General features: G+C 43.2%; 10 protein-coding genes. 2 read left to right on the top strand and 8 right to left on the bottom strand.

Annotated elements, in window-relative coordinates; genetic code table 11:
* Positions 1 to 82 precede the first annotated feature (82 nt).
* Together C6W21_RS11670 and cls are read right to left on the bottom strand one after the other, a co-directional pair.
* Positions 83 to 1,798: an ABC transporter ATP-binding protein gene (locus C6W21_RS11670; RefSeq protein ID WP_106056567.1), complete on the bottom strand. Its 1,716-nt coding sequence runs from the start codon at positions 1,796 to 1,798 to the stop codon at positions 83 to 85.
* A 105-nt stretch (positions 1,799 to 1,903) separates the two neighbouring features.
* On the bottom strand, positions 1,904 to 3,421 hold the full coding sequence (cls, locus tag C6W21_RS11665; protein WP_411266030.1) for a cardiolipin synthase: 1,518 nt from the start codon (positions 3,419 to 3,421) through the stop codon (positions 1,904 to 1,906).
* A gap of 137 nt (positions 3,422 to 3,558) precedes the next feature.
* Between cls and C6W21_RS11660 the strand changes: the two genes are divergently transcribed.
* Positions 3,559 to 4,530 (top strand): S66 family peptidase, encoded by a 972-nt coding sequence (locus C6W21_RS11660; RefSeq protein ID WP_106056328.1) that lies wholly within the window; start codon positions 3,559 to 3,561, stop codon positions 4,528 to 4,530.
* 292 nt (positions 4,531 to 4,822) lie between these two features.
* Here the strand turns inward: C6W21_RS11660 and argS are convergent, their stop codons facing one another.
* From argS to speE, 5 genes are all read right to left on the bottom strand, one after another.
* Complete coding sequence (gene argS / locus C6W21_RS11655) at positions 4,823 to 6,496, bottom strand: arginine--tRNA ligase (RefSeq protein ID WP_106056327.1); 1,674 nt, start codon at positions 6,494 to 6,496, stop codon at positions 4,823 to 4,825.
* On the bottom strand, positions 6,493 to 6,915 hold the full coding sequence (locus tag C6W21_RS11650; RefSeq protein ID WP_003215400.1) for a YwiB family protein: 423 nt from the start codon (positions 6,913 to 6,915) through the stop codon (positions 6,493 to 6,495). Before C6W21_RS11650 ends, argS begins: the two co-directional genes overlap by 4 nt.
* Positions 6,916 to 7,039: 124 nt before the next feature.
* Positions 7,040 to 7,387: a hypothetical protein gene (locus C6W21_RS11645; protein ID WP_106056325.1), complete on the bottom strand. Its 348-nt coding sequence runs from the start codon at positions 7,385 to 7,387 to the stop codon at positions 7,040 to 7,042.
* A 68-nt stretch (positions 7,388 to 7,455) separates the two neighbouring features.
* On the bottom strand, positions 7,456 to 8,328 hold the full coding sequence (gene speB, locus C6W21_RS11640; protein ID WP_024423766.1) for an agmatinase: 873 nt from the start codon (positions 8,326 to 8,328) through the stop codon (positions 7,456 to 7,458).
* A gap of 69 nt (positions 8,329 to 8,397) precedes the next feature.
* Entirely contained in the window at positions 8,398 to 9,228 is an 831-nt protein-coding gene (gene speE / locus C6W21_RS11635) for a spermidine synthase (RefSeq protein WP_012011597.1), read from the bottom strand.
* Between the two features lie 224 nt (positions 9,229 to 9,452).
* Between speE and C6W21_RS11630 the strand changes: the two genes are divergently transcribed.
* Positions 9,453 to 11,522: a transglycosylase domain-containing protein gene (locus tag C6W21_RS11630; protein WP_106050506.1), complete on the top strand. Its 2,070-nt coding sequence runs from the start codon at positions 9,453 to 9,455 to the stop codon at positions 11,520 to 11,522.
* Positions 11,523 to 11,647: 125 nt separating this feature from the next.
* On the opposite strand, the gene C6W21_RS11625 is transcribed toward C6W21_RS11630, so the two are convergent.
* Positions 11,648 to 12,166, bottom strand: coding sequence for a YwhD family protein (locus C6W21_RS11625; RefSeq protein WP_106050505.1), 519 nt, complete (start codon positions 12,164 to 12,166; stop codon positions 11,648 to 11,650).
* Positions 12,167 to 12,172: the final 6 nt, after the last annotated feature.

The raw sequence follows: 12,172 nt of genomic DNA, 5'->3' as shown, positions 1-12,172 counted from the left end.
ACCAGAGCGCAGGACTGACAACGAATGCGAGGGTTTGTCTACACGCTGAAAGCCCCTTATCAAAAGGGCTTTCTCTTTCTTTTTAATGACCAAACTGCGCTTCGTGCAGTCTGCTGTATACGCCGCCCATTTGGATGAGGTCTTGGTGACGGCCTTGTTCTTGAATGCCTTCCTCTGTCACGACAATAATACGGTCGGCGTGTTTAATTGTCGCAAGACGGTGAGCAATGACGAGTGTTGTCCTGCCGACAGCTAGTTCGCTCAGTGCATCCTGTATGGCTTTTTCTGTTTCTGTGTCAAGCGCTGATGTGGCTTCATCTAGAATGAGAATGGACGGGTTTTTCAGGAACATCCGCGCAATCGACAGGCGCTGCTTTTGACCGCCTGACAGTTTGACGCCGCGCTCACCTATGACGGTATTTAACCCTTCTGGGAAACGCTGAACGAGTTCCTCTAAATGCGCACTTCTTACAGCCTCCCAAATCTCTGCATCGCTGGCTTCTAGGTTGCCGTACGCAATGTTTTCACGAATGGTGCCTGAGAATAAAAAGACATCCTGCTGCACAATACCGATCTGCTGCCTTAAAGAAGACAATGTCATCGACTTTGTGCTTACACCATCAATCGTGATCTCCCCTTCATCCACATCATAAAAACGAGGCAGCAGACTGCAAATCGTCGATTTCCCCGCTCCTGAAGGCCCGACAAACGCAACCGTTTCTCCTTGTTTGATCTTCAAATCGATATCCTTCAGCACATGACTGTGTTCATCGTAGCCAAATGTTACATTTCGATATTCAATTTCACCTTTTAGTCCGTGTACATCACGTGCTCCCTCTGTATCCTTCACATCCGGCTCTGTTTCTAGTAAATCGACATAGCTTTTAAAGCCCGCAATGCCTTTTGGATACATTTCAATGACCGTGTTGATTTTATCAATCGGTCTAAATAAAACATTTGTGATCAGAACAAATGCGATAAAGCCACCTGCCGTTAATTGACCTTGCAGGACAAACCATGTACCTGCGATAAGGACAAACAGCGTCACAAGACGTGTGAGAATATAACTGATCGATCCATTGACCGACATAATTTTATAAGAAAGAAGCTTCGCCTTCCGAAAACGGTTGTTGTTTTCAGCAAAACGTTTTTTCTCGAAATGTTCATTGGCAAAGGCTTGAACAAGACGAATGCCGCCAATATTGTTTTCAACCCTTGCATGAAAGTCTCCAATGTCATTGTTCAGCTGTGTAATCGCATGCGTCATTTTCTTATTAAAATGAAGGGCAAGCCAGATGATGACAGGCATGATCAGGAAGGTTAGAATAGCAAGCTGCCAGTTAATCATCAGCATGACAGCAAAGGCGCCAAGAATTGTCATAATCGCTATAAACAAATCTTCAGGACCGTGATGCGCCACTTCTCCAATGTACATGAGGTCGTTTGTCATCCGTGACATGAGCTTACCCGTTTTGTTGTTATCAAAGAATTTAAAGGATAGGCGCTGAAAGTGATCAAACAGCTTCTTCCTCATATCTGTTTCAATATTAATTCCAAGCATATGCCCCCAGTACGACACAATAAATTGCATAACCGAGCTGAGTGCATAAATGACAAACAGCGCAAGTGCGGTCCAGCCAATGACCGCCCAGTTCCCTGTCGGCAATAATGTATCAATGAAGTAGTTCACGATAAGCGGGAAACCCAGTTCCATTAATCCAACGGCGACAGCGCAAAAGAAATCTAAAAAGAACAGACCTCGATAGGGCCTGTAATAGGCGAAAAAGCGTTTTAGCATATGTAAAAGAACCTCATTTCCTCTATAATTGATAATCATTTTCAATTATAGAGGAATCCTCTTCAAAATACTAGATCAGGAAATGATTTCTTCGTTTGGAAATACTCATAACACGCCAGAAAACAACCGGGCAAATGATTCCTTCAATCGCTCTTTTAAGCCTCTTTTATAAAAATGAACCGGTCTCATCTGCTCACTTTCCATCATATCTTCCTCATAGTGCGCCATCAGTTGTTCAATGGGCTTTTTCGCAGCTGTAAAGACATTGACCTCAAAATTGAGCTGAAAGCTTCTCATATCCACATTTGCGGTGCCGACAGAGGCAAGTTCTCCATCTGCGATCATCACTTTTTGATGCATGAAGCCCTTTTGATAGTGATACACCTTGATGCCTTCTTTTAATAGCTCGGAAAAATAGGATCGTGTGGCGTATTGTGTGAGAAAGCCGTCATTGATCTCCGGTACCATCACCCGGACATCCACCCCTCTTGTAGCAGCAATTTTCAATGCTGTACGAAGGGATTCATTTGGGACAAAATAAGGTGTCGCAATCCAGACAAATTGTTTCGCATTTGAGATGAGTGCATCATATAAATCACTCATACTTTCTTTCATATCGGGTCCAGTTGGTACAACCTGAATGACATCCTCTCCTGTCACAGGATGCGGCGTATGATACTTCGGATCATCAATTAATACTTCATCTGATACATACTCCCAGTCGAGCATAAAAACAGAGTGAAGGGTTTGAACAGCCTCACCCTTTAACATGGTATGCGTATCACGCCAAAAACCGATATTTTCATCACGTCCGACATATTCTTTTCCGACATTTAACCCGCCTACAAATCCTGTTTTCCCATCAATTATCACGATTTTTCGGTGATTTCGGAAATTGAATTTTTGATTAAAGAAACCATATTTTAAAGGCAGAAAAGGAGCGACCTTGACTCCTGACTGCTTCAAGCGTTTAATATCTTTTCGGGAGAAACGAATGCTGCCAGCCGCATCATAGATGAAGCGTACCTCTACCCCTTCTTTCACTTTATCTATTAATATCTCCATCATCCGGTGCCCGAGGAAATCTGATTTGAACATGTAGTATTCTATATGGATGAACGATTTTGCCTTTTTTAATTCTTCAAAAATACGGGGAAATGTCTCCTCCCCATTCTTTAAAATGTCCATATCACTATTTGTGTTCACATGCATGCCTGTTGCTTTTTCTGTGTAATGAAAAAAAGTCCGCTGATTTTCGGTTAGACGCGATTCATCCGGCTTGCTCTCAAGCTCAGATATTCTGCGTAATTTTTCACGGTTGTACATTCTCTTTGATTTGAATAAATGACCTTTCACATAGAGCTGTCCTGAGAACAAATAAAACATATAGCCAATGATCGGGAAAAAGATCAGCACATACATCCATAACAACGTGTGCTGTGATGTGCGATTTTCTAGCATGAGTGAGATGATACTAAATAAAATAATGGCGATATAAACTGCTGCGTACAGCTGAACGCTCCACGCCGGCACAGACCACCAATACACCACATATGCCCCGAATATCATGAAATATAAAAATAAAAATTCCAGTCTCCTCTTTTTCACATTCTCCGCCCTCATTCTGTCTTTTTCTCTTCCATACCCTTTGCACAGCTTGTCTGAAACGCACGGTCTATGCCTTTCTGCTAGCTTTTACAGACTTGGGCCATTTGATCCGATATAATGGAGAAATATGTGATGGAAAGGAAGATTTGTTAATGCATACACCCTCTCCTTTAAAAAAAGGCGGCCATATTCGTGTCATTGCCCCAAGCCGAAGTGCCAGTATTTTATCAGAAGAAGGAGTCGCTCATGCAAAAAAGCGTTTAGAGACTTTAGGTTTCACTGTCTCTTTTGGACAACACGTGTTTGAATGTGATCTTCATTCCTCATCGTCTATTGAACACCGCTTATCTGATCTGCATGAGGCGTTCACAGATGATGAAGTCGACGGCATTTTGACAGCAATCGGCGGCTTTAATTGCAATGAGCTTTTGCCTTATATAGATTATGATTTGATTCGTCAGCACCCAAAAGTTCTTTGCGGCTACAGTGATATTACCGCACTCGCAAGCGCCATTACCGCCAAATGTGATATGGTGACATACTCAGGCCCTCATTTCTCCAGTTTCCAAATGGAACAGGGACAGGAGGAGCAAACCGCTATGTTTCAAGCCTGCTTAATGAACGGCGGTGAGCCTTTTGATGTGACCCCTTCGACAAAGTGGAGTGATGATGCGTGGTATCTTGATCAAGCGAACAGGCAGTTTCATCCGACGGAATGGAAAATATATCAGGAAGGAACAGCTGAAGGCACCTTGTATGGCGGGAACCTTTGTACACTGAACTTACTGCAAGGGACATCGTTTATGCCTCAAATCAAAGATGCCATCTTATTTGTAGAAGATGATGAATTGGTCTTCCCTGAAACGTTCGCCAGAGACCTCACCTCCCTCATGCAGCATGCAGAATCTATTAAAGGATTGATCATCGGACGCTTTCAGAAAAAATCCGAGATGACAGTGGCACATTTGAGGTTCATTTTAGATAAACATCCAATGCTCAAACACATCCCAGTGATCTACGATGTCGATATCGGACATACGCAGCCCGTCTTCACCTTACCGAATGGTGGAAACGCGAAGCTAGCGTGTAAAGATGGAGACGTGCAGCTGCGCATTCATAACTAAAGACACAAAAAAGCACCCGAATACACGGTGCTTTTTTCTATGCCATGATCTTTTTTAAAATTTTTTTAGAAAAAGTGATCCAACCCACCATCCCCTTCGTTAAGTAGATGTAAAAAGAAAAGAGAGGAGGCAAAAACATGTTTTCTGATGTACTTAGCCAATTATTTGATTCTATTTCTAACATTATTAATACGCTTGGATAATTTTAAAACCCACTCTCTCTTGAGGATAGCGGGTTTTTATGTGAAAAAGCCCCACTCATACAATAGAGTGGGGGCTTTCTTTCATTTCATTACATCTTTTCCGGTGCAGATACACCAATTAGTTTTAATGCATTAGCAAGTGTAATTTGTGTTGCTTTCATGAGTGAAAGACGTGCTGTTGTTTTGGTTTCGTTTTCTACATCAATGACCTTCTCGGCATTGTAGAAGCTGTGAAGGGCTGATGCAAGGTCATAAATATAGTTCGTTACACGGTGAGGAATACGCTTTTCAGCTGCTTCTGCTACAACTTCTGGGAAGCTGCCAATGATTTTGAGAAGATCGTATTCTTTTTCCGATTGGATGTGAGAGAAATCTGCTTTTTCAAGGTTCGGCTCGTAGCCTTTTTCTTCACCTTGACGCAGCATGCTGCAAATTCTCGCATGGGCATATTGTGCGTAGTACACAGGGTTTTCGTTAGACGTAGAGATGGCTAAGTCTAGGTCAAAGTCCATGTGTGTCGCCGCACTTCTCATCGCAAAGAAATAACGAGTGGCATCTAAGCCTACTTCTTCAATCAGGTCACGCATTGTGACAGCTTTTCCTGTACGCTTACTCATTTTCATCTTTTCACCGTTTTTGTAAAGGTGAACGAGCTGAATGATTTCTACTTCGAGCTTGCCAGCTGGATATCCAAGTGCTTGAATCGCCGCTTTCATTCGAGGGATATAGCCGTGATGGTCCGCTCCCCAAATGTTAATGAGCTGATCAAAGCCTCTGTCTAGTTTGTCTTTATGATATGCAATGTCTGGAAGCAGGTAAGTGAAGCTGCCGTCTTTTTTAATCAGCACGCGGTCCTTGTCATCGCCAAAATCAGTTGAACGCAGCCACGTTGCACCGTCTTCTTCAAAGACATAGCCTTTAGCGCGAAGGGTTTCCAGCGCTGGTTCGATTTTTCCGTTTTCATATAAAGAGGTTTCTGAATACCATACATCAAATGGGACACGGAAATTCTCAAGGTCTACACGCAATTTCTCTAATTCGTATTTTAAGCCGTATTCACGGAAGAAATTCATGCGCTCTTCTTCTGGCTCATGCACGAAACGGTCACCAAATTCATACGCAAGCTTTTGCCCGATGCCTTTGATGTCTTCTCCTCTGTAGCCGTCTTCAGGCATCTCTTTTTCAAGACCAAGTGCCTCAAAGTAACGTACTTCTACAGATAAAGCGAGGTTATTGATCTGATTCCCTGCATCGTTGATATAGTATTCACGGCTCACATCGAACCCTGCTTTATCAAGGATGTTGCAAAGAGAATCACCTACAGCTGCTCCGCGGGCATGTCCAAGGTGAAGGTCACCTGTTGGGTTGGCTGAGACGAATTCGACTTGCACCTTTTGACCGCCGCCTGTATTCGTTTCACCATATGCCTCTTTTGCTTCAAGGACAGCCGGGATGAGCTTTGTTAAATACTGATTGTTCATAAAGAAGTTAATGAATCCTGGACCTGCGATATCCAGTTTTTCAATAGAAGCTTTCCCTTTATCAAACGCATTAACAATGTCCTCTGCGATTTGGCGAGGTGCTTTTTTCGCAATGCGGGCAAGCTGCATCGCCATGTTGGTGGAGTAATCACCGTGAGTTTTGTCTTTCGGCACTTCTAAAAGGACATCTGGTACCTGGCTTTCATCAGCAAGTCCTGCTTTGACGACTGCCGCAATGATTTCTTCTTTTAACGCATCTTTGACCTGTTCTGCGATATTCATGAACGTAAATCCTCCTTATACGAAATCGATAATGTATGTAAATGCTTTTGATCTTCCCCTGTCAGCATATCGTACGTTATGTGCAGCAGCCCCTTGTCCACATCGAGATCAATGCCATGTGTGTGTACATCAAGCTGTAGTGTACCGAATGGCATCGTGTAATGTGTGACGGTCGTTTCTCCAATGAGAAAGCGCTGCTTCATTTGAATAGCACCTGATCTCATGACAAAAATTTCTTTTTCACTCATTTTCACAACGGTTTTTACTTGACCCATTTCATGTTCTTCATGGTAAGTGAGATACGTTTTGTCATTCTTCTCTTGATACGTTCCAGTCGTTCGGAATTCGATCGTTTCAGCCGGCTCCGTCTCTGGTTTCATCACTGACTTTACATGAATTGAAATTTGGTTTTGTGTCATTTTGCACTTCCTTTGCTAAGACCCGTTTAACTAAAATAGTATACCATATTCATGATCGCCTATCATACCATCATTTCTCTTCTTCCCTGCGATTAAACTTCGTTTTTCTTCTTCCACCATCCCTTTAGAAAAAAAGAAAAATGAAACTGACCAATACTACGAGTCCAGCCTTTACGCCCAAGTCTTTTCTTTTCATTAAATAAAAAAGAGCTTGTACGCCTGAACTTGCCAAAAATGCCTGAAAAAAATCAAATAGCGCGATCTGGGCCTGCTTAAATACCAATTGCATGAATAACGCAATGGCTGTCAAATAGAAAAAGCCTCGATCCTGAAACAGCCCCATCATCTCTTCCTTTGCTTCCTTTTTCGAAGCAAAAACGGGCAACTCAGCTGTGAGCTCTCGTTTCAGCGTGAGAACGCCTGCCGCTAACACACATAAAGCGAGAAGCACCATCAATATAGAAGAAAACATGAACTGCCCCCTTTTCCATGTAAAAAAGAGCTTGTCCACACGAGATGACAAGCTCCTTTATCAAGGTATTATTTCACAAATCCAAGCAGCATTTCACGTAAAAGCTTGCTCGCTGTATTCGCTGTTTGGTCGGAATGATCATAGACAGGTGCTACCTCTACAAGGTCTGCACCGACTACTTGCACATCAGAACCTGCAATCGCATGAATGGAAGCAAGCAGCTCTTTTGATGTAATACCGCCAGCATCCACCGTGCCTGTACCAGGAGCATGAGCTGGATCAAGTACATCAATGTCGATCGTCACATAAACTGGACGCCCCTTCAGCTTTGGCAATACTTGCTTCAATGGCTCCAGTACCTCAAATTTAGAAATGTGCATACCCGCTTCTTTTGCCCATTCAAATTCTTCTTTCATTCCAGAACGGATACCGAAAGAGAACACATTCTCAGGTCCAATGAGTCCTGCTACTTTACGAATCGGTGTTGAATGAGACAGCGGCTCACCCTCATATTCCTCACGAAGATCCGTATGTGCGTCCATATGGATAATCGCCAAATCAGGGTATTTTTTATACATCGCACGGAAAACCGGCCAAGACACGAGATGCTCGCCGCCCATTCCTAATGGAAACTTCCCTTTTTCTAAAATGCTGTCGACATATTCTTCAATTAAGTCTAAGCTTTTCTGTGCATTTCCAAAAGGAAGTGGAATGTCACCCGCATCAAAGAATGGCACCTCGTGCAGCTCACGATCTAAATAAGGGCTGTATTCCTCTAAACCAATCGAAACCTCACGAATGCGATTCGGTCCAAAACGTGAGCCTGGGCGGTAACTGACGGTCCAGTCCATCGGCATGCCGTATAAAATGACCTTTGCATCTTCCCATGTCGGATGACTTCCAATAAACACTTTTCCTGAATAAGCCTCGTCGAATCTCATGCAAGATTCCTCCTTTTACGCTTCAAAAAATGCGCAAACCGTCATTTGCGCATGTCCATTTCGCTTGATTTATTTGATTAAGTCGCTCACAAATTTTGGCAGAACGAATGCCGCTTTGTGCAATTCTTTTGTGTAATATTTCGTTTCAATATCAAAGAAACGGCTGTCTTCTACAGCAAGTGGATCATATTTTTTAGAACCGATGGTAAATGTCCAAAGACCACTTGGATACGTTGGAATATTCGCTGTGTAAAGCTTCGTAATTGGGAAAATTTCTTTCACATCACGCTGAACATTTGTAATTAGCTCAGGTGTGAACCAAGGGTTGTCCGTTTGTGCCACGAAAATACCGTCTTCTTTAAGTGCTTTTGAGATTCCTGCGTAAAATCCTTTAGAGAACAGATTCACAGCTGGACCAACTGGTTCAGTTGAGTCCACCATAATGACATCATACTCATTGTCAGCTTCGGCAATGTGCATAAAGCCGTCTCCGACTTTGACATCTACACGAGGATCGTCTAGTTTCCCAGCAATAGAAGGAAGGAATTTCTTCGAGTATTCGATGACTTTGCCATCAATATCAACAAGTGTCGCTTTTTTCACACTTGGGTGTTTGAGGATCTCACGAATGACACCGCCGTCTCCTCCACCTACGACAAGAACATTTTCCGGATTTGGATGAGTGAAAAGAGGAACATGTGCCACCATTTCGTGGTATACAAACTCATCTTTCTCAGATGTCATCACCATACCGTCTAAAAACAGCATATTGCCAAACTCTTCTGTTTCCACCATTTCTAAATGCTGAAAATCTGTTTGTTCTGTGTGAAGGGTTTTGTTCACCTTCAATGTAATACCAAAATTCTTCGTTTGCTTCTCTGTATACCAAAGCTCGCTCATTGTCCATCTTCCTCTCATCCAATAATAAACAAACATCTATGGTTAGCGCCTTTATCGGCTATGACTATATCGATTGTCCAAGAAAAAAGTATAGTGGATTCATATCAAATTGTAAAGAACCGCATGAGTTCTCTTCAATTTTAATGCACTCTCTTGCAATCATTTGTTTAAAACGGTTTTCTTTGTTCCATACTGATAAAAAACCGTCAAAATGGGGGCTTTGCATGGACACAATCATGAGTAATAAAAAAATCCGCATGACCGTGAAAACGATTCGAGCCTGTTTTTTTATCGGCTTGCTCACTTTTCTATTTGCAGGCACTGTCTTTTTGACGGTTCTTTTAATAGCCAAATGGCAAGGTGCCCCTTCTGTTCAAGTTCCCCAATCCACGACCATTTATGCAGCTGATGGTTCAAAGCTTGGAGAATCCAGCTTTGGAGAAAAGAGATATTGGGTGCCATTAAAGGACATGTCCCCTCATATCAGTCAGGCAGCTGTAGCTGTGGAGGATAAAACCTTTTATGAGCATCATGGCTTTGATTTAAAACGGATGGCGGGTGCTGCAGTGGCTGATATTCGTGCCATGGCAAAAGTACAAGGTGCCAGCACGATCACCCAGCAATATGCACGAAATCTGTATTTAGATCATGATAAAACATGGAAGCGGAAGTGGAATGAAGCCTTCTACACGATCCGCTTAGAGCAAAACTATACAAAAGATGAGATTTTAGAAGGATACTTGAACACCATTTATTATGGTCACGGAGCGTACGGAGTGGAAGCGGCGTCCCGTCTGTATTTCGGGAAAAAAGCGAAGAATTTGACCCTCGCCGAATCTGCCTTACTTGCCGGTATCCCAAAGGGCCCTTCTCTCTATTCGCCTTATGTGAATGAAGAGAAAGCCGGCGCAAGAAAGAATATGATTCTGAGGCAAATGCAAGAGGACGGCATGATTACGAAAAAGGCAGCCGCTGAAGCTGCGAAAGAAAAACTGTCCTATCGCCCTTTGCAGCAGAAGCAGCTGCAAGCAAAGCAAGCCCCATATTTTTATGATGATGTGATTCGTGAGTTGAAACAAAGCTTGGGGTTAACTGAGGAACAGATTGAAACCTATGGACTTCATATCCAAACGACTTTAAATCCAGAGTTACAGAAAATCGCAGAGAAGACGTTAAAAAACACAATATATTCGAAATCAGACATCCAAATCGGCTTTACCGCTATCCATCCCCAAACAGGTCATGTACTCGCCCTCATTGGGGGAAGAGATTATGAGAAAAGCCCATTCAACCGAGTGACACAAGCGAAAAGACAGCCCGGTTCAACAATGAAACCTCTTCTCTATTACATAGCCTTGCAGAATGGGTTTACACCAGCAACCGTCATGCGCAGTGAAGAAACGGTTTTTGAGCTCGATGATCAAGGAAGCGGTGCTGCTTATTCACCAAGCAATTATCATGGCTATTACGCCAATGACGGCATTACCATGCTTCAAGCCTTGGCGCTGTCTGATAATATTTATGCCGTGAAAACCCATCTATTTTTAGGAATGGAGCAGCTTGTACGTGCTGGCAAAACATTTGGAATCAACGAAAAACTAGATCAAGTGCCATCACTTGCCCTGGGAACGTCCCCTGTCAAACCAATTGAAATGACCAATGCTTACGCGATGTTTGTCAATGGCGGAAAACGAGTCAAACCAACCTTTATTACAAAAGTAACGGACGCAAAAGGCAACGTGCTTTTTGAGGAAAAGCAAAAACGAGAGCAAGCCCTAGATGAAAAGGCAGCATTTGTGACCACCGACATGATGTCAGGAATGTTCAATGATCAGTTAAACGGCTATACAAGTGTCACTGGCCGCACCATTATGAAGGATCTAACGCGAACATACGGAGGAAAATCGGGAACGACAGGAGCCGACAGCTGGATGATCGGCTTCTCTCCCCAGCTCGTCACAGGTGTGTGGACGGGCTATGACAAAGGGCGCACCATTGACTCGGTCGAAGAAACAGCCTATGCAAAAAAGATATGGGCATCCTTTATGGAATCAGCCCTCTCGAAGCAGCCAGCCTCCTCCTTCATGCCGCCAGACGGCGTAAAAGGTGTGTATATCAATCCAAAAACGGGCGATCTCGCAGGCCCAGGATGTGAATCAAAGGTATTCACCTATTTTATAGAAGGAACGGAGCCGACAGGTGTGTGCTACGGTGCTGAGGACAAAGCATCTGAGCAAGATCCGGTTCAAGATCAAAAGCCAAAGAAATGGTGGGAAAAGTGGCTGAAACGTTAAAAAAGGACATGAAAAACCCCGAGATCTGCACCTCGGGATTCTCCATGTCCTAGCTTTAACACCAGTTTACTCAAAAAACAGCTGGAATTGGTGGTCATTTGCCATTCTTCACAAAAAATTCACAATTATTCAGAGACAGACAATCCTTCTTTTAATTCATCTGTGGATGCTTCCCATAGTGCTTCATTATGACTCTTCAAGAAATCAGCAAGCACCTTTTTCGATACGTCATCCATATGACTGACGACGATATTTCGCTTCATCGATTTATCCATTAAATTCACATGCTCTGGAAGCGACTTATACCCGCGGCGGATTGAACGGTCGACGGTCATTTCACATGCCGTCACACCCGCATAATAAGGACCTTCTTCTCTACGGTCAATGGTCACCCATACGAGCCAATACGGCTTTCCGTTCGGCACCTCTTCTTTGCTTTTCAAGAATTTAATTCCTTTTTCCACGGCACTTCTTGCATGCATCGCACCAATATCAATGACCGCTTCCTTTTCCTCTACATCAATGATCACTGGCGAAATGTTATCAAGGCTGAGCGCACCCGCTCCAAAGCCTCCATGTCCGTCGGTTGCATCCGTTTTTTTAATGATATTAAAACCAATTGGTTTCTTCTTTTTACCTTCCATTCATTA

Origin of the sequence: Bacillus sp. NMCN1 (genome assembly GCF_002998085.1) — a bacterium.
Lineage (GTDB): Bacteria > Bacillota > Bacilli > Bacillales > Bacillaceae > Bacillus.
This window is presented reverse-complemented; position numbering and strand designations above follow the sequence as displayed.

What these genes read in the sequence shown, in the direction of transcription:
- argS (WP_106056327.1), bottom strand. Translation starts at nt 6,496, where the DNA reads ATGAATATCGCAGAACAGGTCAAAGATGCGTTAAAAGAAGAAATCATT.
- speB (WP_024423766.1), bottom strand. Translation starts at nt 8,328, where the DNA reads ATGAGATTCGACGAGGCTTATTCAGGAAAAGTGTTTATTGGAAGTCAT.
- C6W21_RS11630 (WP_106050506.1), top strand. Translation starts at nt 9,453, where the DNA reads ATGGACACAATCATGAGTAATAAAAAAATCCGCATGACCGTGAAAACG.
- C6W21_RS11650 (WP_003215400.1), bottom strand. Translation starts at nt 6,915, where the DNA reads ATGACACAAAACCAAATTTCAATTCATGTAAAGTCAGTGATGAAACCA.
- C6W21_RS11660 (WP_106056328.1), top strand. Translation starts at nt 3,559, where the DNA reads ATGCATACACCCTCTCCTTTAAAAAAAGGCGGCCATATTCGTGTCATT.
- C6W21_RS11670 (WP_106056567.1), bottom strand. Translation starts at nt 1,798, where the DNA reads ATGCTAAAACGCTTTTTCGCCTATTACAGGCCCTATCGAGGTCTGTTC.
- speE (WP_012011597.1), bottom strand. Translation starts at nt 9,228, where the DNA reads ATGAGCGAGCTTTGGTATACAGAGAAGCAAACGAAGAATTTTGGTATT.
- cls (WP_411266030.1), bottom strand. Translation starts at nt 3,421, where the DNA reads ATGAGGGCGGAGAATGTGAAAAAGAGGAGACTGGAATTTTTATTTTTA.
- C6W21_RS11625 (WP_106050505.1), bottom strand. Translation starts at nt 12,166, where the DNA reads ATGGAAGGTAAAAAGAAGAAACCAATTGGTTTTAATATCATTAAAAAA.
- C6W21_RS11645 (WP_106056325.1), bottom strand. Translation starts at nt 7,387, where the DNA reads ATGTTTTCTTCTATATTGATGGTGCTTCTCGCTTTATGTGTGTTAGCG.